This is a genomic window from Arthrobacter sp. BK1, assembly GCF_056680055.1.
This window is the reverse complement of record NZ_CM155263.1, coordinates 1,367,415-1,389,400: the sequence shown is the minus strand read 5'-3', so window position 1 is coordinate 1,389,400 and position 21,986 is coordinate 1,367,415. Positions and strand designations below refer to the sequence as shown.

General features: G+C 65.9%; 19 protein-coding genes, 1 pseudogene and 2 riboswitches. Of the genes and pseudogenes, 16 read left to right on the top strand and 4 right to left on the bottom strand.

Annotation, left to right across the window (positions count from 1 at the left end; translation table 11 throughout):
* Window positions 1-3: 3 nt before the first annotated feature.
* Window positions 4-237, bottom strand: coding sequence for a hypothetical protein (locus AC1MCA_RS06130; protein WP_108597267.1), 234 nt, complete (start codon window positions 235-237; stop codon window positions 4-6).
* A gap of 248 nt (window positions 238-485) precedes the next feature.
* Here AC1MCA_RS06130 and AC1MCA_RS06125 point away from each other — a divergent pair, with 248 nt between their 5' ends.
* The 3 genes and pseudogenes from AC1MCA_RS06125 to AC1MCA_RS06115 all read left to right on the top strand — a co-directional run bounded on the left by AC1MCA_RS06125 (window position 486) and on the right by AC1MCA_RS06115 (window position 2,408).
* Entirely contained in the window at window positions 486-869 is a 384-nt protein-coding gene (locus tag AC1MCA_RS06125; protein WP_108597270.1) for a cold-shock protein, read from the top strand.
* Window positions 870-875: 6 nt separating this feature from the next.
* Window positions 876-1,394 carry a DUF3027 domain-containing protein gene (locus AC1MCA_RS06120; protein WP_479801940.1) on the top strand — a complete coding sequence of 173 codons (519 nt, stop codon included), beginning with the start codon at window positions 876-878 and terminating at the stop codon, window positions 1,392-1,394.
* A 45-nt stretch (window positions 1,395-1,439) separates the two neighbouring features.
* A pseudogene (locus AC1MCA_RS06115) lies at window positions 1,440-2,408 on the top strand (MFS transporter).
* Window positions 2,409-2,416: 8 nt separating this feature from the next.
* On the opposite strand, the gene serC reads toward AC1MCA_RS06115, so the two are convergent.
* The gene (gene serC, locus AC1MCA_RS06110) at window positions 2,417-3,547 is read right to left on the bottom strand and encodes a phosphoserine transaminase (protein WP_479801938.1); all 1,131 of its coding nucleotides are present in this window, start codon (window positions 3,545-3,547) and stop codon (window positions 2,417-2,419) included.
* A 286-nt stretch (window positions 3,548-3,833) separates the two neighbouring features.
* Here serC and AC1MCA_RS06105 point away from each other — a divergent pair, with 286 nt between their 5' ends.
* The 11 genes from AC1MCA_RS06105 to AC1MCA_RS06055 all read left to right on the top strand — a co-directional run bounded on the left by AC1MCA_RS06105 (window position 3,834) and on the right by AC1MCA_RS06055 (window position 16,443).
* Window positions 3,834-4,529, top strand: a complete 696-nt coding sequence (locus tag AC1MCA_RS06105; RefSeq protein ID WP_108598889.1) for an iron-dependent transcriptional repressor DtxR — start codon at window positions 3,834-3,836, stop codon at window positions 4,527-4,529.
* 173 nt (window positions 4,530-4,702) lie between these two features.
* Window positions 4,703-4,921: riboswitch (cyclic di-AMP (ydaO/yuaA leader) on the top strand.
* Between the two features lie 3 nt (window positions 4,922-4,924).
* A complete protein-coding gene (locus AC1MCA_RS06100) occupies window positions 4,925-5,749 on the top strand; it encodes a M23 family metallopeptidase (RefSeq protein WP_108598888.1) in 825 nt (274 codons plus the stop codon).
* A gap of 144 nt (window positions 5,750-5,893) precedes the next feature.
* Window positions 5,894-6,059: riboswitch (cyclic di-AMP (ydaO/yuaA leader) on the top strand.
* A gap of 70 nt (window positions 6,060-6,129) precedes the next feature.
* Entirely contained in the window at window positions 6,130-6,810 is a 681-nt protein-coding gene (locus AC1MCA_RS06095) for a C40 family peptidase (RefSeq protein ID WP_479801935.1), read from the top strand.
* A gap of 185 nt (window positions 6,811-6,995) precedes the next feature.
* Window positions 6,996-7,766, top strand: a complete 771-nt coding sequence (locus tag AC1MCA_RS06090; protein ID WP_108598887.1) for an NlpC/P60 family protein — start codon at window positions 6,996-6,998, stop codon at window positions 7,764-7,766.
* Window positions 7,767-8,025: 259 nt separating this feature from the next.
* Entirely contained in the window at window positions 8,026-8,526 is a 501-nt protein-coding gene (locus AC1MCA_RS06085; protein WP_479801933.1) for an HNH endonuclease, read from the top strand.
* A gap of 77 nt (window positions 8,527-8,603) precedes the next feature.
* Complete coding sequence (mobA, locus tag AC1MCA_RS06080; RefSeq protein ID WP_479801931.1) at window positions 8,604-9,278, top strand: molybdenum cofactor guanylyltransferase; 675 nt, start codon at window positions 8,604-8,606, stop codon at window positions 9,276-9,278.
* On the top strand, window positions 9,275-9,568 hold the full coding sequence (locus AC1MCA_RS06075; protein ID WP_479801929.1) for a DUF6457 domain-containing protein: 294 nt from the start codon (window positions 9,275-9,277) through the stop codon (window positions 9,566-9,568). The genes mobA and AC1MCA_RS06075 overlap by 4 nt, the downstream gene beginning before the upstream one ends.
* Window positions 9,569-9,578: 10 nt before the next feature.
* A complete protein-coding gene (locus AC1MCA_RS06070) occupies window positions 9,579-11,072 on the top strand; it encodes a molybdopterin molybdotransferase MoeA (protein WP_479801928.1) in 1,494 nt (497 codons plus the stop codon).
* A gap of 136 nt (window positions 11,073-11,208) precedes the next feature.
* A complete protein-coding gene (gene fdhD / locus AC1MCA_RS06065; RefSeq protein ID WP_479801926.1) occupies window positions 11,209-12,096 on the top strand; it encodes a formate dehydrogenase accessory sulfurtransferase FdhD in 888 nt (295 codons plus the stop codon).
* 133 nt (window positions 12,097-12,229) lie between these two features.
* Window positions 12,230-15,277 (top strand): alpha-mannosidase, encoded by a 3,048-nt coding sequence (locus AC1MCA_RS06060; RefSeq protein WP_479801924.1) that lies wholly within the window; start codon window positions 12,230-12,232, stop codon window positions 15,275-15,277.
* 47 nt (window positions 15,278-15,324) lie between these two features.
* On the top strand, window positions 15,325-16,443 hold the full coding sequence (locus tag AC1MCA_RS06055) for an LLM class flavin-dependent oxidoreductase (protein ID WP_479801922.1): 1,119 nt from the start codon (window positions 15,325-15,327) through the stop codon (window positions 16,441-16,443).
* 230 nt (window positions 16,444-16,673) lie between these two features.
* On the opposite strand, the gene AC1MCA_RS06050 is transcribed toward AC1MCA_RS06055, so the two are convergent.
* Window positions 16,674-17,411: a hypothetical protein gene (locus tag AC1MCA_RS06050; RefSeq protein WP_479801920.1), complete on the bottom strand. Its 738-nt coding sequence runs from the start codon at window positions 17,409-17,411 to the stop codon at window positions 16,674-16,676.
* Window positions 17,408-18,160, bottom strand: coding sequence for a hypothetical protein (locus AC1MCA_RS06045; protein WP_479801919.1), 753 nt, complete (start codon window positions 18,158-18,160; stop codon window positions 17,408-17,410). Before AC1MCA_RS06045 ends, AC1MCA_RS06050 begins: the two co-directional genes overlap by 4 nt.
* A gap of 250 nt (window positions 18,161-18,410) precedes the next feature.
* Here AC1MCA_RS06045 and AC1MCA_RS06040 point away from each other — a divergent pair, with 250 nt between their 5' ends.
* Both AC1MCA_RS06040 and AC1MCA_RS06035 read left to right on the top strand, forming a co-directional pair.
* Entirely contained in the window at window positions 18,411-20,072 is a 1,662-nt protein-coding gene (locus AC1MCA_RS06040; RefSeq protein WP_479801917.1) for an ABC-F family ATP-binding cassette domain-containing protein, read from the top strand.
* A complete protein-coding gene (locus AC1MCA_RS06035; RefSeq protein WP_479801916.1) occupies window positions 20,069-21,982 on the top strand; it encodes an ABC transporter ATP-binding protein in 1,914 nt (637 codons plus the stop codon). Before AC1MCA_RS06040 ends, AC1MCA_RS06035 begins: the two co-directional genes overlap by 4 nt.
* Window positions 21,983-21,986 lie beyond the last annotated feature (4 nt).

The following is a 21,986-nucleotide window of genomic DNA, read 5'->3' as shown; positions in this document are numbered from 1 at the left end:
ACGTTACCGCCCGCCGGACTTTCCTGCCCGGCGTCTGCCGGCCACGCTGTCCAGCACCAGGAAAAGCATCAGCAGGAAAGCCACCGGCAAGCCGTACAGGGCCGTGGACGTAACCCATACCGGGGCAGCTGAGCCCGCGAAGGCCAGCGCCATCACGGCCCCCACCGCCACGAGGGAAAGCATGGCAACAACCGCTGCGCAGATCATCAGGGGCCGCCGGAAACGCGAGGGTGTCATGCACGTAACGCTAACAGGCGGGCGGCCCCGGGGGCGGTCCGGCCGCCTCTGCAAAGTCCCGGCCGGATGCAGCCGGTGACCTGTACAGGATGACGGGGCCCTAACAGCAGGTTTCCGGGCCCGGCAGGATAACCTTGAAGCAACAGACCAACACGGTCCGTGGCAGTCACACCCTGAACCCGCATATCAGTGCGGATGCGGTGGTTGCCCGCCGTGTCAGCAGACGCAGAACGAAGAAGGTTGATTACGTGCCTACCGGCAAGGTCAAGTGGTATGACAAGGAAAAAGGGTTCGGATTCCTCGCGGGCGAGGACGGCCAGGAAGTCTTCCTGCCCAAATCATCGCTGCCTGAGGGCGTCACCGAGCTGAAGGCCGGCACCCGGGTTGAGTTCGGTGTTGCCGACGGCCGGAAGGGTGCCCAGGCACTCGGATTGCGCGTCCTGGACAAGACGCCATCCATCGCCAAGGCCAAGCGGCCCAGTGCGAAGGATTTGGCCCCGCTGGTCCAGGACCTGGTGAGCGTGCTGGATAACCTGTCCGGAACCCTTTCCGCCGGCAAATACCCGGAAGGCAACAAGGGCAAGGCCATCGCGGCTGCCCTGCGCAAGGTTGCCGACGAGCTGGACGTTTAGGCCCCGATGATCCCGGAAGCTGAACAGCCGGAGCAGACCGCAGGGGACGCACTGCGCGTTGAACCTGTCCCCGTCAAGCGCCGCGCCGGCATCCCTGCATGGCGGACCGGCAAACCGGATGTCTTCCTCGCGGCCGCCGTCGATTTCGCGCGGACTGCCATCGAAGGCATCACTGCGCCATCCGACATCGGTGCTCACCTTTCTGCCAAAAGCGAGGGCGACCGCCTGGTCACGCACCTGTTCGAATCAAAGCTGCCCGGCTACCAGGGGTGGCAGTGGTACGCGGTCCTGACCCGGAATTCCCGCTCGAAAGTTGTCACGGTCAGCGAGCTTGGCCTGCTGCCCTCGGAGGACTCCATCCTGTCCCCGGAATGGGTTCCGTGGGCCGAGCGTGTCCGTCCGGAGGATTCCCGGGAAGCCGAGGAAGACGAGTCGCCTGCAGCAGAGGCGGAGGCAGAGCCTGCCCCCGCAGCTGGGCCGGAGGACGAAACCGGGCTCCACGACCCCGCCGATGAGGCTGACTAGGCGCTTGCCTACGGGCAGGGCTGATCACCACGGAGGCCGGACCTGATGTCCACCTTCAAATCCCTGCACATCCTCAACTACCGCATCTGGTTCTTCGGCGCGCTGGTCTCCAACATCGGAACCTGGATGCAGCGGACCGCCCAGGACTGGCTGGTATTCGACCACCTCACGGACCACGACGCCGGCGCCATGGGCATCACCATGGCGCTCCAGCTCGGCCCCCAGCTCTTCCTGGCGCCGGTAGCCGGACTGGTGGCGGACCGCTACAGCCGCCGGCAGCTGCTGGTGATCACACAGTCGACGATGGCTCTGCTCAGCACAGGGCTGGGCGTCCTGGTGGTACTGGGCGCAGGCCAGTTATGGCACGTCTACGGCTTCGCCCTGCTGCTGGGCATGGTCTCCGCGCTCGATGCTCCGGTGCGGCAGACGTTTGTTTCGGAGCTCGTCCGTGATGACTAGAACTCCATCATGGCCATCGGCTCGGTGGCCGGCGCCCTGCTCTCCGCAGGCCGCGGAAAACCCCGTCTGCGGATGATCTTCGGCGCGTCAGCTGCCTTTGGTGTGACCTCCGGGCTTGCCGCTCTGGCCCCCAACTACTTCTGGTTCGGCGCCGCCCTGGTACCCGTGGGCCTGTTCGCGATCACCATGCTGACCAGTGCCAACGGCTACGTCCAGACCACCACTGATCCGGTCATGCGCGGCCGGGTAATGGCCCTCTATATGGCCATCTTCATGGGCGGCACCCCTATCGGGGCGCCGCTGGTGGGCTGGGTGGCCAACGTGGCAGGGGCCAGATGGGCGCTTGCGGTTGCCGCCGCGTCAGGGATCATCGCCGCGCTGATCGGACTCGTGTGGATCATCCGGGCCCGGCAACTGAGAATCGCGTTCGACCGGCGGGCCCGCGGTCTGCGCCACTTCCAGGTGGTATCCCACCTGCGCGACGTCGCCCAGCCGGGGGACACAGCAAACGGCGCCGGCCGGGAGCAAAACCCGGACGACGCCGTCGGACGTTGAAGCGTCCACTACTTGCGGAGTTCGCCCACGACGAAGTCGATGCTGGCCAGCAGCGCGGAGACGTCATCGGGTTCGATGGCCACAAACGTGGCGATCCGGAGCTGGTTGCGGCCCAGCTTGCGGTAGGGCTCGGTGTCCACTACGCCGTTGGCCCGCAGCACCTTGGCGATCGCGGCGGCATCGATGGAGTCGTCAAAGTCGATGGTGGCGATGACGTTGGAGCGTTCCTCGGCCTTGGCCACAAAAGGCGTGGCGAAGTCCGACGCCTCGGCCCAGCTGTAGATCCTGCCGGCGGAGTCCGCAGTGCGTGCGGAGGCGAAGTCCAGGCCTCCGCTGGCGTTCAGCCACTGCACCTGCGCGTCGAGGGTCACCAGGGTGGAGAGCGACGGCGTGTTGTAGGTCTGGTTCAGCCTGGAGTTGTCGATCGCCGTCTGCAGGTCCAGGAAGTCCGGGATCCAGCGGTCCGTCGCCTTAATCCGGGCCGCACGTTCCAGGGCGGCGGGAGAGAACAGCCCCAGCCACAGGCCGCCGTCGGAAGCAAAGTTCTTCTGCGGCGCGAAGTAGTACACATCGGACTCGGCAACGTCAACGTCCAGGCCGCCTGCCGCCGAGGTGGCGTCAACCAGGACCAGCGAACCGGAATCGGCGCCTTCAACACGCTTGACCGGAGCCGCCACACCCGTGGAGGTCTCGTTCTGCGGCCAGGCGTAGACGTCCACGCCGGCTTCCGCCTTGGCCGCCGGGCGGGTGCCGGGGTCCGAGGTGATGATGGACGAGGCATCAAGGAACGGGGCCTTGTTGGTGGCCGAGGCGAACTTGGAGCCGAACTCGCCGAAGGACAGATGCTGGGCTTTCTTCTCGACCAGACCGAAGCTGGCGATATCCCAGAACGCCGTGGAGCCGCCGACACCCAGCACCACTTCATAGCCCTCGGGAGCGCGGAAGAACTGGCTAAGGCCCTCGCGGACGGACCCGACGAGGTTTTTCACCGGCGCCTGGCGGTGCGAGGTACCCAGGATGGTCCTGGACGCCGCGGACAGCGCTTCGATCTGTTCAGGCCTGACCTTGGAGGGGCCTGCGCCGAACCGTCCGTCCTTTGGCAGGAGGTCGGCAGGAATAGTGATGCTGGTTTCGCTCACAGGGGCTCCAAATTTCGGCGTTTGACATGACTCATGTCCGAAGGACGGTGGGGTGGCCGGCAGTGACTGCACAAAGGGCCTCCTTTATTCTGCCTGAACCGGCTATTTGGCACCGAACCGGCACCGTCATAGTCCAGTCAATGAGACAGAATGGCCCGGCTGCTGCATCGCCCGGAATTATCCGGACAAATTCAAAATAGGCTAAGCTTTTCACCGGACCTCGCCGCTGCGCCGGACGCGATACGGTGGGACAACGCAAGGTACTGCGCTCGAGGAGCTGAGCTGGATGACGGATCTGATTGATACCACGGAGATGTATCTTCGGACCATTTTGGAGCTTGAGGAAGAGAACATTGTTGCTCTTCGCGCCCGCATCGCCGAACGGCTGCGGCACTCGGGGCCCACGGTGTCCCAGACCATCGGCCGGATGGAACGTGACGGGCTGGTTGTTGTCTCGGGGGACCGCCACCTGGAACTGACCGGGACCGGGCGCAAGCGGGCCACCGAAGTCATGCGCAAGCACCGTCTCGCGGAGCGGCTCCTGGCCGACGTCATCGGCCTCGACTGGGCCTACGTCCATGACGAAGCGTGCCGGTGGGAGCACGTGATGAGCGAGCGGGTTGAACGGCGGATCTATGAACTGCTGAACCATCCCACAGAGTCCCCATACGGCAACCCGATCCCTGGGCTGGCCGCACTGGGCGGAGCACCGGCGTCCCTTCTTGACGACGGTGTGATCAATCTCCTGGAGGCCATGCAGGGCTACGGGCCCGATTCCACCATCAGGGTCAGCCGCCTGGCGGAGCCCATCCAGGTGGAGCCGGAGTTGCTGGTCCAGTTGGACGAAGGCGGGATCCGTCCGGGCGCTTCGGTCACCCTGGAGCGCGTAGGGGAGTACATCTCCGTCCGTGTTCCGGGCATTGAGGGAGCGCTCGAGCTGCCTCCTGAAGTGGCAGCGCACGTGTTCGTTTCCGTGGGCTGACGGGGCAGTCCTGCCTGCTCACGCGGGACTGAAGGGCTTTTGCGTGCCCGCTTTAGCGCAGTGACGGCTGATCTCCAAAGATAACGGAATTGTTACTGTCCGGCTTAATCATTTATAGTTTTAACAGAACGTCGATACAAAAGCGTTACCTGATCCGGAGCCGAGCTCTGCCAGCGGATCAGGTGCACGAGTCACTAACTGGCAGAGGCGGGGGAACCACAACCGGCAGTCGCAAGGCTGCCTTGGGGTGTAGTCCGTCAGCAGCAAGCCTCTCTCAATGAAGAATCCTCACGGGATATTTCTGCGCCAAGTGCTTGTCACGGCGGACCGGGTCTTTGATCTCTCTGACCCGAATCCGACAGCTAACTTCGCAGGCTATCCAGAGAGGAACATTTTTGACCACGCAATACTCCAGGGGCCGCCGTCGCGCTGCGGGCCCCACTTCGGCGCCGCGTGCGCCCGAGGTTATTACTGCCGACAGGCCGCGTGATTCGCAGCGCGAAGCCCGCCGTCGCCGGGGGCCCTTCCGGCAAATCACTGAATTCGCTTCCGCCAGTGGCATCGGCCAGAAGGCCGGCATCGCCCTGGCCGCAACCGGACTGGTCCTCACGGTGACGGTTCCAGCCACCAGCCCCGTGATGGCACAGCCGGAGCCGGGGCAGCCCGCATCGGCTGTTTCCGCCGCCCCGCAGCCCGAAGTCTCCGCCGCCGCCGGTGCGCAGATCGATTTCAGCCGCTCTTCCGTGGTCACGCAGGGCGATCCTGACGGCAAGCTCAAGCAACTACTGAGCGCCCAGTCTGCGGGCTCCATTACCCGTGCGGCCTCGGCGGGAAGCCTCGGCGCACCCTTGGCCCAGCTGGCCACCGCCTCACCGTTCGGCTTCCGGATCAGCCCCATCACCGGCGGTTCCGGCGACTTTCACCGGGGCCAGGACTTCGCCGCACAGTGCGGGACTTCGGTCCTGGCCGCCGCGAGCGGCACTGTGACGTTTGTTGGCTGGCACCAGTACGGCGGCGGCAACCGCGTGGTGGTGGACCACGGCAATGGCCTTGAAACCACGTACAACCACCTCTCGTCCGCCAGTGTGACCATGGGCCAGACGGTCAGCCGCGGCGACGTCGTTGCGCTCAGTGGAACCACCGGAGCCTCCACCGGCTGCCACCTCCACTTTGAGGTGCAGGTCAACGGCGAAGTCGTTGACCCGTCCGGCTGGCTCTGATCCAAATGATGGCCAACTATCAAATTCCAGTGACATGCCGTGACCTGAATGTGACATTGGCTGAGAAGTCCTGTAACGTCTAAATCGCGCCAGCTTTTCCGAAGCTGACGTTCTTGAGTGGATTGCCTAGCTCTGCCACCGCTCAAGGTCCGTTCGCATGAATTCGTCTGGCAGGGGCGGGGGAACCAATTTTGGCCTTTGATTCTGAAGGCCTTGGGGTTAAGTCACAAAGCTTCCCAGGAAGCCGCGTGGCCGGGTGCACTCCCATCCGAATCCGACAGCTCACCTCGCAGGCATTGGGAGAGGCTACCTTCGTGTCTTCACGCCATAATTCTGCGCGCCACCGTGCGCAAACGGTTCGCACGAACCCCTTGGGCTCAATGTCCAAGGCAGTAAGTGCAAACGCCGGGACCGTAGGTCGCCAGGCTGCTGTCATCGCAGCCGCGTCAGGTCTGATCCTGACAATGGGGCTTCCGGCCAACGCTGCGGATTCAACCGCCGGCGTGTCCGCCTCCACAGAATCCGGGTCAGCCCAGGCTGCCCTGGCCGTCACCGCGGCTCCCACGGCTACTGTTTCCTTCGAGCGTCCCGTGGTCAAGACCACCGCTGCGCCGAAGATCGAAACGGTCCGTGCGCAGTCAACGGCTACCGAAACTGCTGCCGCCAGCCAGGGTGCTGACGCTGCGGAGAAGGTTGCGACCAAGCTCGCAGACGCCGTCTCCACTGCTTCCGGCTCCGGCCTGGCAGCCATTGCCTACACCGGCATCGGCAGCCCCTACCTGTGGGGCGGCACCACTCCCAGTGGCTGGGACTGCTCAGGCTTCACCCAGTGGGTCTACGCCCAGGCCGGGATCAGCATTCCCCGTGTCAACGCCTGGACAGCAATGAAGCCGACCTCCACGCCGGTTCCCGGTGACCTGGTCATGCAGAATGGCGGCGCGCACGTTGGTATCTACGTCGGCAACGGCATGATGATCAGCGCGCTGAACCCCGGACAGGGCACCCTGCTCCACTCCGCGGCCTCCACGGGCACCTCCTCCTTCTTCACCATGGGCGGCTGACCAGCCAACGCCCCCGGTTCCTGCCTGGCAGTAGTTCCTGCAGCTTCACGCTGCAGGAACAGTGCCACCTGAACCATTTCGCTAAATCCCCGTTCGGGACGTGCCGGCGTACCCCCAAGATGCCGGCGCGTCCAAAACCCCTGGCCTGCCCACGCGGTCCTGAGGAAATCGAAAGAGAGAAATTAATGACTACTCGTGCAACAGTTGCACGGCACCGCGCCGAGGTCACCACCAAGACCAACTCGCTGGCTGTCATTGCCAAGGCTGTCGGCGACAACGCCGGCGGCATGGGCCGCCAGGCAGCGGTTATCGCTGCTGCCTCCGGCCTGGTCCTCACCAGCGGTATCGCGGCCAACGCCGCAGACACCAACGTCCAGCGTGAAGTGTCCCCGGTCTCGAACCTTGAGCTTGAGGTCTCCGCCCCGGCTGTCATCTCCGCTGAATCCACCATTGCCATCTCCTACGAAAAGCCTGCTGTCACCACCTCGCCGGCTCCCGTTGTTGAGGCACCTGAGCCCGAGGTTGAGGTGCAGGAAGCTGCAGCTCCCGTCGCGGCTCCCGCTCCCGCAGCTGCCGTCAAGGTAACCACCGCTTCGGCTCCGGCCGCCCCGGCTCCGGTTGCCGCCAGCGGCAAGGGTGCGGCAATCCTGTCCGCCGCTTACGCGCAGCTCGGTGTGATGCAGGACTGCACCATGCTGGTGACCAACTCGCTTGCCGCCGTGGGCATCAACTTCCACGACTGGCCTGCCGGCTACCTGGGCCTGGGCCGCACCGTCAGTGCCGCCGAGGCACAGCCGGGAGATCTCATCTACTACGCCGACGGCGGCGCAGGCGTTGCCCACATCGCTGTCTACGCCGGCAACGGCCAGGCAGTACACGGCGGCTACAACGGCAACCAGACCGTTGTTTTCAGCGCCAACGTTGGCTCGGGACCGGTCTTCATCCGCGTTTCCTAGCACCCGCTTCAGCACTAAGGACCCCCGCCACCATGGCGGGGGTCCTTTGCTGTCTCCGGCCCCCACATGGCGTCCCGTGGTGAACCCCAGTATGAACGGGACAGTGGGGTGGGCCCGACACGACAGCGGGCCGGCTGACGGCGATTAGCTGATAGCGGGTTTCTTTGTTTACTCTTGTGGTGTCGATCCATAGCCCGGATATGCCGGGGGCAGCCGGCCCTCGTGCCCCTGACGGGTGCGGCCACGAAGAGGTACGTGCATGCGCACTCTCGTTCTGAATGCTGGATATGAACCGCTGGCGGTGATCACCTTCCGCCGGGCGCTGGTCCTTGTGCTCACGGGCAAGGCGAGCGTTGTCGCCGAAGGCGAAGACCCCGTGGTGGGACCGCAGGAGATTCTGGGCCGCCCGTCCGTGATCCTCCTGAACCGCTACATTCGCCCGAGGTACAACCACAGCACCGCAGTGAGCCGCCGCGGGGTATTGCGGCGCGACGGCCACCGGTGCGCCTACTGCGGCAAAGCAGCCCACACGATTGACCATGTCCAGCCAAAATCACGAGGCGGCGCGGACTCCTGGGAGAACCTTGTGGCCGCCTGCCTGCGGTGCAACAACACCAAAGGCGACCACACCCCGTCCGAAATGGGGTGGAAGCTGAGGATTGTTCCCGAGCCGCCCCACGGCACCATCTGGCAGATCAAGGAACTGGAGAAGCCGACGCCGGCCTGGGACCCCTTCCTGCTGCCTGAACGGGCGGCCTGACCACCAGCGCCAACGGATCGCCTTGGAGCCTGCGCCCCGGGTGTGCCGCGGCGTGGCTGCACGGTTAGGCTGGAACTGTGGATCCTGACCCCCTGGACTTTGATGCCGTCATCCTGGCCGGCGGCCGTTCGTCCCGGCTGGGAGGTGTGCCCAAGCAGGGCCTGACGTACGACGGCGATACGCTCCTTCGCCGTTCGGCCGCCGCTGCCGGGGCCGCCAGGGCCGCCGTCGTAGTTGGTCCAAGCACCGCGGAACTGCCTGAAGGGCTGCTCAGCTGCCGGGAGGAACCCGTCTTCGGTGGCCCCGCTGCCGCGATCGGTGCCGGGCTCGCACGGCTGGCCGCCGTCGGCGGAAAACGCCCACCCTTCACCCTGGTGTTGGCCTGCGATATGCCTCATGTGGAACTCGCGGTGGCAGAGCTCAGGAAGGTGCTGGGCACAGCCTTAGCCGGGCAGCCTGACGGATTTGTTGCTGTCTCGGAGGACGGCCGCCGCCAGCCCCTCGTCGCGTTTTATAGCACATTTGCGCTACAAAACGCGGTGAATGTGCTCGCGGCCGGCCGAGGCCTCACCAACGCTTCAGTCACGGCACTCCTTGCTAGTCTGGACGTGCAGCTTGTCGCCGTCCCGGCGGGCTCCACGGCTGACGTGGATACCCGGGACGATGCCGCCGCACTTGGAGTGGCCGGCGTGGAACCCTTTGGTGGTTCGCAGCAAAACGCCGACGCAGATGATTTTGGAGGCAAAGCGTGAAAAACCAGGACGAGACACTGGACGAGTGGTGCCGGGCACTGCTTCAGGCCTACGAACTGGAGGACGTCCAGATCGATGTCAACGCGATCCTGTCGCTGGCCGGGGTGGCCGCGCATTCTGTGGTGCGCCCGGCCGCTCCGCTGACCACTTTCATTGCCGGTTTTGCAGCCGGGTTGGCTGCCGGATCGGGACAGGCCACTGACGCCGTCTCCATGTCCTCCGCCATGGAGGTGGCCCGCTCGCTGGCCAAAGACTACGACGCTGAAGCCGCAGGGACGCCCGTCGAATGATTCCCGTCGAATGACCGCCGCCCCTGGCGACGCAGACGAACGTCCGGACCCGCAGCAGCCCCCGGCACACCACCTGGCCCATACGTGGGAGGAGGCACGCAAGGCGGCCTTCGATGCCGCCACGCCGATTCCCCCTGGACGGGTGCCGCTCGGACAGGCTCTGGGCAGGGTCCTGGCAGAAGACATCACAGCACTGCACGATATGCCGCACTATGCGTCCTCCGCCATGGACGGCTGGGCCGTCAACGGCAGCGGCCCATGGATTGTCGCGGAGCGCGGCCAGCGGCTGGCTCCGCACCAGGCAAGCCCCATTGTCACCGGCGGACTGATTCCGCCGGGCGCCAAAGCAGTCCTGCGCAGCGAGAGCTCGGTGCTGGGCACCGACGACGACGGCCTGCCGCTCCTGCTGACCGGCGGAACCGCCCGCCCGGGAGAGCCCAAAAACGGCCAGCACATCCGGAAGGCGGGCGAGGAGGCGTTGGCGGGGGAGGCGCTTGTCAAAGCAGGTGTGGCTCTGAATCCGGCGCATCTGGCTGTCGCCGCACTGGCCGGACACGATGACCTGCTGGTCCAGGGCAAACCGGTAGTCAAGATGCTCCTGACCGGGTCCGAAGTGGTGGCCAAAGGACTGCCCGTTCCCGGGCAGGTCCGCGACACCTTCGGACCCCAGCTCGCCGCCGTCATAGGCATGCTTGGGGGCATCTACGGCGGGCAGGAAAGAATCGGCGACTCTTACGCCGAGTGGCTGGCAGGTCTGGAGGATCTCGCACCCGAGGTGCCGGACGCCGCGACCCCGGCTGCCGACGTCGGCCGTGACCGGATCATGCCGGGCGGACCGGGCCTGACCGGGATGGTACCGGATGACTTCGTGCCCGCAGACGTCGTCATCACCACCGGCGGCACCGGCCGCTCCGACACGGACCACCTCCGCCGCGCCGTGGCCGAACTCGGCGGACGGCTGATCATCGACGGCATAGCCATGCGTCCCGGCCACCCCGCCGTCCTGGCCGAACTCCCGGATGGGCGGTTCGTCCTGGGGCTGCCCGGCAACCCGTTGGCAGCCATGATGGCCTTGTCAACGGTGGGCGGACCGCTCCTGGCTGCCCTGGCCCACGGCCCGCTGCCCCCGGTGCAGGAGGTCCCGTGCGGAACCACCCTGGACCCCGAGCCGGGCCGGACCCGGCTGATGCCTTTCCGGCTCCTCTATGGCATGGCCTCGCCCGCCCGGCACACCGGCCCGGGAATGATGCGCGGGCTGGCTACGGCCGACGGCGTCATGGTGGTGCCGCCGCATGGGGTGCAGCTCGGCGAACTGGTGCCCGCATTCGCCCTGCCCTGGGGGCCGCCGGTGCCTGGCCCGGAACAGCCGGGCACAAAAACACGGGGCAGGGCCGCCAGGAGTGCCCCGCGGGCCTCCGCCACGGACAACGGCGCCAAGGACGGTGCAGGCAAGGAAAAGGCAAAGCCCGCCGGCCCGGTGGACTGGAGTGCCCTGCTGGATTGAGCGCCCCTGCCCGTCCCGTTCCCACGGTCCCCGTCCGTCGCCGGCGTCCGTGGTGCGATGATTGACTTATGAACACCCCCAGCCGGAACACCAGTAACATCAGCCAGAATCCCGCGGGCAGGACGGCCGGCCGCTGATGGGACGCGTGACCCAGCGCCGGAAGGTCCACAAGTACGTCCTTGACGGCTCGCCGAATGCCCTCGAATTCCCCGTCCGGCACCGCGAAGACGTGCTCGCCGTGGAGGAACCGCTCGAAATCAGGCTCGGCAGCATGTCCTTTTCGGTGACCATGCGGACACCCGGTGACGACTTTGACCTGGTGGCCGGTTTCCTGGCGTCCGAGGGGATTATCTGGAGTGCCGAGCAGCTTGTTTCCCTGCGGTTCTGCGCCGGCGAGGACGAGGACGGTGTCCAGACCTTCAACGTCGTGGAGGCACAGCTTCGCCCCGATGTGCAGCTCCCGGAAAAGGGCCGGAACGTCTTCACGTCCAGTTCATGCGGTATCTGCGGCACGGATTCGATCGATGCCGTGCGCAAGTCCTCCCACTTCAGCCCGGTCGCGGATCCGTTGACCGTTCAGGCGGACGTCCTGGCCTCGCTTCCGGAGCGGCTCCGTGAGGCCCAGGCTGTTTTCGATGTGACGGGCGGCGTTCATGCCGCGGGCCTCTTCCGCGTGGAGGACGACGGCGGCGTGCAGCTCCTGTGCCTCCGAGAGGACGTGGGCAGGCATAACGCAGTGGACAAGGTAGTGGGCTGGGCGCTGCGCGAACGTCTCCTTCCCCTCTCCGGTCTCATCCTTCAGGTGTCCGGCCGGGCATCATTTGAGCTCGTCCAAAAAGCGGCAATGGCCGGCATTCCGGTCCTGGCGGCGGTCAGCGCGCCGTCAAGCCTGGCAGTTGAACTGGCCGAGGCCAGCGGAATCACGCTCGCCGGGTTCAGCCGCGGCCACAGCCTGAACATCTACGCCGGGCAACGCCGGATTACCCTGCCGGACCTCCGGATTTCCGCGGAGCTTCAGGGATAAAGGCCGCAGGCCGGCACCCGGGATGGCGGGTGAAGCTTGGCTATTTGGCTACTTGCCAGTAGATTTTATCCATCGTTTGGACGGGTTTGTCCGGATGTGAATTCTCCAGTTCAAGCATTAAAGAGGGCTTACATTGCATGACAACCGCCGGATCACCGAGGTCCGCCTGGACCGGTTTGTCCGGGAGCGGATCAACCCCGCCGTCTACACCCGCAGCATTCCCCTGAAGCTGAGCAGCTGGGATGTGCCGGACGAGCCTGTCTCCGTGATGGAGGCACTGCGGCACGACTTCCTGCCACAGGAACATGGAGCGGCCTGGGGCAAGCCCTGGGGGACCAAGTGGCTTCGCCTGCAGGGCGACGTCCCTGAGGGCTGGGGCACGGGCCAGGACACTGCGGTGGAAATTGTGGCAGACATCGGGTTCACCACCGAAGCCCCGGGCTTCCAGTGCGAAGGCATTGCCTGGCGGCCGGACGGCACCATCATCAAGGCCATCTCGCCGCGGAACCAGTACATCCCGCTGAAACTGCTCGGCAGCGGTATGTCCGTGGACTTCTACATTGAAGCGGCAGCAAACCCTGATGTTGCGCAGGGTTGGACTTTCGCCGCCACGCCGTACGGGGACAAGTCGACGGCGGGAACGGCCCCGCAGTACAGGCTTGGCACCATCGCCATCGCAGAACTGAACCAGACCGTCTGGGAGCTCCAGCAGGACATCCGTACCATCGCCGGCCTGATGCATGAGCTCCCCACCGAGCTGCCGCGCCGCCACGAGATCCTCCGTTCGCTGGAACGGATGATGGATCTGATGGATCCTGACGACGTCGCCGGCACTGCGGCAGCCGGACGCGAGGCGCTGGCGGAAGTCCTGTCCAGGCCGGCGTACGCCTCGGCCCACCAGCTGGTGGCGACCGGCCACGCCCATATCGACTCCGCCTGGCTCTGGCCCGTGCGCGAGACCATCCGCAAATGCGCCCGGACGTTCTCCAACGTGGTGGCCCTGATGGATGAGGACCCGGGTTTTGTGTTCTCCTGTTCCTCGGCGCAGCAGTTTGCGTGGATGAAGGAGTTCTACCCTGAGCTTTTCGGCCGGATCCGGGAGAAGGTCAAAGCCGGCCAGTTCGTTCCCGTCGGCGGCATGTGGGTTGAATCAGACACCAACATGCCCGGCGGTGAGGCCATGGCCCGGCAGTTCATTGAAGGCAAGAACTTTTTCCTGGACGAGTTCGGCGTCGAATGCCGCGAGGCGTGGCTGCCGGACTCCTTCGGCTATTCCGCAGCCCTGCCGCAGATCGTCAAATCCGCAGGCAGCCGCTGGTTCCTGACCCAGAAGATCTCATGGAACCAGATCAACCGGATGCCGCACCACACCTTCAATTGGGAAGGCATTGACGGCACCCGGCTCTTCACGCATTTCCCGCCGGTGGACACCTACAACTCGGAGCTGAGCGCGCGCGAGCTCGCCCATGCCGAGCGCAACTACCGCGACCATGGGCGCGGTACCACCTCCCTGGTGCCGTTCGGCTACGGCGACGGCGGCGGCGGGCCCACGCGGGAAATGCTGGCAGCCGCCCACCGCGCCGCGGACCTCGAGGGCTCACCCAAGGTCAGGATCGGATCCGCCGAGAGCTTCTTCACCGAGGCGGAGGAGGAGTACACCGCGCTGCCCGTATGGGCAGGCGAGATGTACCTGGAACTGCACCGCGGGACGTACACCAGCCAGGCCCGTACCAAGCGCGGGAACCGGCGCAGCGAACACCTCCTCCGCGAGGCCGAGCTCTGGTGCGCAACTGCCGCGGTCCGCACCACCGGCGCCTACGAGTATCCGGGCGCTGAACTGAAGCGGCTCTGGCGGCTCGTGCTGCTGCACCAGTTCCACGACATCCTGCCGGGCAGTTCCATAGCCTGGGTCCACCAGGACGCCGAGCGTAACTACGCCGCCATCAGCGAAGGCCTCGAAACGCTGATCGGCCAGGCAGCAACGGCCCTGCTGGGTCAAGGATCACAGACCTTCCTGCTCAATGCGGCGCCCCATGCACGGAGCGGCGTCCCGGCCCTGGGTGTGGGCGAACCGGCAGCCGCCAAGGAACCCGTTCAAGCCACCGCCGCCGACGGCGGCTACGTGCTGGACAACGGTGTGATCAGGGCCGTGCTGGATTCTGATGGGCTCCTTGCCTCCCTCACGGACTATGCCACCGGCCGTGAGGCCATCGCTCCCGGGACCCGCGGCAACCTGCTCGAGCTGCACCGGGACACGCCGAACGAATGGGATGCCTGGGACATCGACGAGTTCTACCGCCGGAACGTCACACCCCTGACGGAGGCCCAATCAGTCAGCCTCGAGCGCACCGGCACCAGCGCCGTCATCGTGGTGAACCGAACGGCGGGCTCGTCGCCGGTGACCCAGCGGATCATGCTTGAAGCCGGCAGCGATTCCCTGAGCATCACCACTGCCGTTGACTGGCAGGAGCACGAGAAGCTGCTCAAGCTGGGCTTCCCGCTGGACGTCAAGGCGGACCGATCGGCGTCGGAGACGCAGTTCGGCCACGTCTTCCGGCCCACCCACGTCAACACCTCCTGGGAGGCCGCGAAGTTCGAAATCTGTGCGCACCGCTGGATCCACGTCGCGGAGCCGGGATACGGCGTCGCGATCTCCAATTCGTCCGCCTACGGCCACGACGTCACCCGGAGCATCAGGGAGTCCGACGGCGGGACCACCACGGATGTGCGGCTCTCCCTTTTGCGGGCACCCAAGTTTCCGGACCCGACGGCGGACCGCGGCCAGCATGAACTGACCGTGACAGTTCGGCCCGGTGCCGGCATTGCGGAGGCTGTGGAGGAGGGCTACCGCACCAACCTCGTGCCCCGGATGATGCGTGGCGCCCACGGCGCGGAACCGTTGTTCACCGTGGACAACCCCGCCCTCGTCATCGAGGCCATCAAGCTGGCCGAAGACGGCTCAGGCGATGTTGTGCTGCGGCTCTACGAGTCCTGGGGCCAGCGTTCCACGGGGTTGGTGACGGCGAACTTCCCGGTCTCTTCCGTCCTGGCGACGGACCTGCTGGAGCGCGCAACAGAAGCCCCAGGCGTCCGCATTTCCACCGGCAAGGCTGGAACCCACCCTGGCGCGGAGCTCTCGCTGCGTCCCTTCCAGCTGGTGACCCTGAGGTTTGCACGGTAGTTTCCGCGGCCGGGAATATGCGTATGCATACAAAGCTTGCACAGGGCATGGAACTTGGAATTTTCACCTTTGGCGATATCCACAAGGATCCCGTGCATGGCACCACCGTGTCCCCGGCGCAGAACACGCTGGACATCCTGGAGCGGGCCCGGCTGGCGGATGAGGTAGGACTGCACTACTTCGGTGTGGGTGAGCATCACCGGCCGGACTATTCTGTGGCCTCGCCTGCCACAGTGCTCGCAGCCGTGGCCGCCCAGACCAGGCGGATCAAGGTGGGCAGTGCTGTCACCGTCCTCAGTACCGAGGATCCGGTGCGGGTGTTCCAGCAGTTCGCCACGATCGACCTCATCAGCCAGGGGAGGGCCGAACTCACAGCGGGGCGGGGAAGTTTCATCGAGTCCTACGCCCTGTTCGGGGCCCGGTTGGAAGACTACGACGCGTTGTACGAGGAGAAGCTGGACCTGCTGCTGAAGATCAACGCCGGGGAGCGCGTGACCTGGAACGGCCGGTTCAGGCCCGCGCTCGACGACGCGGAGATCCTGCCGCGGCCCTTTCCAGCTCCGGACGGGCGTTCGGAGCTGGATATCTGGATCGCCACCGGCGGCACTCCGCAGTCAACCGTGCGGGCCGCAACCTTGGGACGGAATGTCATGTATGCCCTCCTGGGCGGATCCCTGCGGAACTTCGAGAGCCACGCCGCGCTCTACCGGAGGACCGCCGCGGGGCACGGCTTCGGGGACGCGGGCCTGAAAATCGGGGTGAGCACTCCTGGTCTGGTCCTGCGGGACGGTTCGGCAGGCTCCGGCCCGGCCGCACTCGGCCAGGCCGCCGCCAGCCGGGCCGCCGCCAGCCGGGCCAAGGACGCTTTCCGGCCGTACTGGACCGACTCCATGCGCCGGCTCGCGGCGGAGCGCGGTTTCCCCACACCCAGCGGAGTCACCTACAACATGGAATCAGCACCGGGCGGCGCCCTGTTCGTGGGGAATCCCGAGCAGGTGGCGGAAAAGATCATCCGGATGCACGGCCACCTCCACCACGACAGGCAGATCTTTCAACTCGACTTCTCGTCGGTTCCGCAGAAGCTGGTGTTGGAATCGATTGAGCTGCTGGGCACCGAAGTGTTGCCGCTGGTCCGGCAGGAACTTGGCTCAGTGGCGACCCGCTGAAAGGGTCACCCGGCAACCGTCCGCCGTATGGGCCTCAAGCGCGGTATGGGCTTTAAACAGGCTGAGTGGGGGCGGTCCCCAACGGCCCGCCACCACTCATCCCCCCAATGCGTGCAAAGGATCAACAGGCCCGGCGTCCAAGAAGTTATCCCCGTTCGTAAACACCGGCACCGACCTTCACACATTCATGATTGTGCCACATCTAATGATTTTGTGAAATGCAGAGGATGTTACTTTTCGGTAGAAGTCCGCCGGGTCGCCATTTTGCCCCCGTACCGCACCCTTGCGGCCCAGATCAGAGCCAGACCAACCACAAAACAGAGCACCGCCGTGTAATTGATCACAAACTGGATGGAACCCATCTCCGGGGGGATCAGGGGAAACAGCAGGCTCAGGCCAATGGCAACCGAGCCGATGGCCAGCAGGAGGGCCGCCAGCCGGACCAGCCGGGGGAGGGTGCTTCGGCAGGCGCGGCACATTGCGGGCAGCAGAACCAGTGCTACATAGGCCGGGTAGGCGCGCCCGGCGGCAGCGTAGTACTCCACGAGCACCTCATTGGGCCCGTCAGCGGCGGACAGTGCGCTTAGGCCTGCCGAAGAGCCTGCCGTATCCATCATCAGGAACACAGCCACCACCACCAGCGAGACCAGCCCCAGTACGGACATGCCGATCCGCCCGGTGATCAGCCGGTAGCCGTCGGCGGCATCGAACCCCTTGGTGATCCGGATGCCTACGAAGTAGATGGCGGCGAAGATGACGAAGCGGAGCAGGAGGTTGGCTGCGTTGACTCCGCCCATAGCCTGGTCGATGACGAGATAGGGACCCTCGATGCTGAGGAGGATGGCCAGGGCCATCAGCGCGAAGATGTAGAAAAGGGAGCGGTTCTGCCCCCGGACGGCGCTGGGCACACGGGCTGCCGCCACCACAACGCAGACGGCCAGTGTTGACCACTGAAGAATTGCGATCATCCCAGGTTCTCCCAGATTTTTTCGGTTTGTTCCTGGTCATGTTCGTGCCGGCGCAGGGCCCGGCCGAGGGCCTGAAGCCGCTCTCCGGCCAGTGTGGTCAGCTCTCCGTCGGAGAGGCTGACCAGGGCGTCCTGGCGGGCTCCGGGTGCCCAGCCTGCCTCGGCCTCCGTGACCAGGCCCGTGGCCACCAGGCCGTTGGCCGGTCCGACGCCGGCGGCCAGGGAAGTGGCCACCGCCAGTTCGGGTGCCAGCCGGTTCGCGGTCAGCTGGGCCGAATAGTTCTGCGGGGCGATTCCGGTGGCCTCGGAGACACGGTGCCGCAGCTCGCCGTCGTCGATTGCCTCCACCCAGTTCTTGACCGAGGTGGCATGCGGGGGCGGCTCCAGGGCCGGCGCGTCCGTCCCGGGCACTTCCAGAGCCGGCGCTCCGGACGGTGCGCCGACTGAGCGCGCCAGCAGCGCCCGCAAGAGGTCCGGTGTGGCGATCTGGCTGACCAGTTCGGACCTGGTGGGCTGCGGGGCCAGTTCCGCCAGGGAACTGTAGGCATCAAAAGCAGCCAGGGCAGAGAGCGGATTAACGTTGTAGGCGCGGCTGATGCTCACCACGGTTGACTCCGCCACCTTGCCGCGGACCAGTTGCTGCGCCAGGGTGGTCCGCTTGATTCCGGAGACCCGGCAGATGTCTGAGGTGCTGGTATCCGGGGCGATCCCTTGCAGCCAGCGTTGGAACACCTTGGCGGAAATGGGCATTAAGGGCTCTCTGCAGAACGGATGATTGACTTGATTTTAGCCTGAATCCGGGGTGCGGTTTGGTGCGGCGTGAAGAGTCGACTATGCTTGATGGTCGAGCCCGTTGGTCCGTACACCCCCCAAGTCCGGACCGGCGGGCTCTTTAGTGCCCCGGCACTTTGCGGAGCGCCGAGCTGCGGGAATACCCGCATTCCAGGCGGATTCACGCGGCTCCTCCAGCCCGGCGGCAGTGAGAGGAAAGACCCAAACCATGACTGCAACCCTTGTTGCCAAAGACCTTTCCGGTGGCCACGACCACCGCACCCTCTTCTCGAAGCTGTCCCTCACCGTGGCGCCGGGCGACGTGGTGGGCGTGGTGGGTGCCAACGGAGCCGGCAAGTCCACGCTGCTACGGTTGCTGGCCGGTGTGGACGAACCACAGGGCGGCACCGTGAGCCTTGCGCCTTCGGACGCCTTCGTGGGATGGCTGCCCCAGGAACACGAACGCGTGGCGGGGGAGACGGTGGCCGGCTACATCGCACGCCGGACCGGCTGCGCTCACGCCACCGCCGAGATGGAGTCCACCGCCGAGGCGCTGGGCTCGGGCGCTCCCGGCGCCGACGACGCCTACTCCCTGGCCTTTGACCGCTGGATGGCTTCCGGGGCCGCCGACCTCGATGAACGCATTCCGGCGGTTCTTGCCGATCTCGGACTGGAGACCGGTGCCGACGCACCTATGACAGGGCTGTCCGGCGGCCAGGCTGCCCGTGTGGCCCTGGCTGCATTGCTGCTCAGCCGCTTCGACATCGTCCTGCTGGACGAGCCCACCAACGATCTTGACCTCGCCGGCCTGGCCAAACTGGAGGCCTTTGTCCAGGGCCTGCGCGGTGGTGTCGTCCTGGTGTCCCATGACCGGGAGTTCCTGGCCCGCTGCGTGACCACCATCGTGGAGCTGGACCTCGCCCAGAATTCCGTGGCCGTGTACGACGGCGGCTACGAGGCATTCCTTGAAGGGCGCGCCGTTGCGCGCCGGCACGCCCGCGAAAAGTTCGAGGAGTTCGCTTCCACCAAGGCTGACCTCGTCTCCCGGGCGCGCACCCAGCGCGAATGGAGCTCACAGGGCGTACGGAACGCCATGAAAAAGAGCCCGGACAACGACAAGATCCGCCGGGCCGCCAGCACCGAATCCTCAGAGAAGCAGGCGCAGAAGGTCCGGCAGATGGAATCCAGGATCGCCCGGCTGGACGTCGTGGAGGAACCGCGGAAGGAATGGCAGCTGCAGTTCACCATCGGCCAGGCTCCGCGATCCAGCGCCGTCGTGGCAACGCTGCGTGACGCCGTCGTGACGCAGGGAAACTTCACGCTTGGCCCGGTCAACCTTCAGCTCAACGCGGGGGAGCGGATCGGCATCACCGGCCCCAACGGGGCGGGAAAATCAACATTGCTCCGCCTGCTGCTGGGCGTCCAGGAGCCTGACTCCGGAAATGCGGCCATGGGCGCCTCCGTGGCCATTGGCGAAATCGACCAGGCCCGCGGCCTGCTGGCCGGGCACCTCAGCCTGGGGGACGCCGTCGAAGCCGTCCTCACTGACCTGACGCCCGCAGAAGTCCGAACCCTGCTGGCCAAGTTCGGCCTGAAGGCTGACCACACTGCGCGTCCGGTCGATTCGCTCTCGCCCGGGGAGCGCACCCGGGCAGCGTTGGCACTGCTGCAGGCACGCGGGGTCAACCTGCTGGTCCTGGACGAGCCCACCAACCACCTTGACCTGCCCGCCATTGAGCAGCTGGAAGAGGCCCTGGGAAGTTATGACGGCGCTTTGCTGTTAGTAACCCATGACCGGAGACTGCTCGAAAACGTCGAGCTCGATGTCCGCTGGAATGTTGAAAATGGGATGGTAACTGAATTGATGACCGCAACGGAGCAGCCGCGATGAGCATGGATGGCGTCGCCTGGCACTCCCTCTACAACATTTCCCGGGCCAAGAACGGCTCCAAGCCCTTCTCCAAGGCCACCCTGAAGCGGGTCCTGGGCTTCGCCCGGCCGCACCGGACAAAACTGATCGCATTCGTGGCGCTGTCCGTCGTGATGGCGTTCCTGGCCGTGGCAACGCCCGTCCTGGCCGGCCAGGTGGTGGACGCCATCGTTGCCAAGGCCGGCGCCGACCAGGTGATCCGGCTGGCATTGCTGATCGCGGTGGTCGCCGTGGCCGAAGCCGGCGTGGGGCTGGTCAGCCGGTGGCTGTCCTCTAACATCGGCGAAGGCGTCATTGTGGACCTCCGCACGAGGGTCTTTGACCATGTGCAGAAAATGCCCATCGCGTTCTTTACCCGGACCCGCACCGGTGCCCTCGTCAGCCGCCTCAACAACGACGTCATCGGGGCCCAATCCGCCTTTGCCGGCACCTTGTCCGGTGTGGTCAGCAACGTGGTGGCCCTGGTCCTGACGCTGATCGTGATGCTGGGAACCTCCTGGCAGGTCACCGTGCTGGCCATGATCCTGCTCCCGATCTTCCTGATCCCCGCCCGCCGGATGGGGTCCCGCCTCGCGGACCTCCGGCGAGAAGCGGCCGAGCACAACGCAGCCATGGGCACCCAGATGACCGAGCGCTTCTCCGCGCCGGGCGCCACCCTGGTCAAGCTGTTCGGCAGGCCGGACGAGGAATCCCGGGAATTCGCGGTCCGGGCTGGCCGCGTCCGCGACATCGGCGTCCGCACGGCCATGCTGCAGTTCACGTTTGTCACCGCACTCACCCTCGTCTCCGCCCTCGCCCTGGCGCTGGTCTACGGCCTGGGCGGCTGGCTTGCCATCGGCGGGCAGCTCGCAGCAGGCGACGTCGTGGTGCTGGCCCTCCTGCTCACCCGCCTCTACGCCCCGCTGACGGCCCTGTCCAACGCACGCGTGGAGATCATGAGTGCCCTGGTCAGCTTCGAGCGGGTCTTTGAAATCCTCGACCTCAAACCTTTGATCCAGCAGAAGCCGGATGCAGAAGCCGTGCCGCGCGGCCCGGTATCCGTGGAATTCGACAACGTCCGCTTCGCCTACCCGTCCGCGGACAAGGTCTCACTCGCTTCGCTGGAGGAAGTCTCCACGCTGGACACCCGGGGCGGCGAGGAAGTGCTGCACGGCATCAGCTTCCGGGTTGAACCGGGGCAGACGGTGGCACTCGTGGGGTCATCCGGCGCCGGTAAATCCACCATTGCCCAGCTCCTGTCACGCCTGTACGACGTCGACTCCGGGGCAGTGCGGCTCGGCGGGGTCCTGCCTAAATCGGGGATGGACGTCCGGGATGTCACCTTCGATTCGCTGCGGGACACCCTGGGCATGGTCACCCAGGACGGCCACCTCTTCCACGAGTCGATCGCCTCCAACCTCCGGCTCGCCCGGCCGGATGCCACCGAGGACGACATGTGGGACGCCATCCGGCAAGCCCGCCTGGAAACCATGATCCGGTCCCTGCCTGACGGCCTGGACACCGTGGTGGGGGAGCGCGGCTACCGGCTCTCAGGAGGTGAACGCCAACGGCTCACCATCGCCCGGCTGCTGATCTCCCAGCCCCGCGTGGTGATCCTGGATGAGGCAACGGCCGCACTCGATTCCACGAACGAAGCCGCCGTCCAGGCAGCCCTCGGCGCGGCGCTCGAGGGGCGCACCGCCGTCGTGATTGCCCACCGGCTGTCCACCATCCGCGCCGCCGACGTCATCCTGGTGGTGGAGGACGGGCAGATCGTGGAGCGCGGCTCGCACACCGAACTGCTCGCAGCTGAGGGCCGCTACGCCGAGCTGTACCGCACCCAGTTCGCTGAGGCCACGGCCGTGGCTGAGGAAGCCGTCCCGGAGTACTGACGCA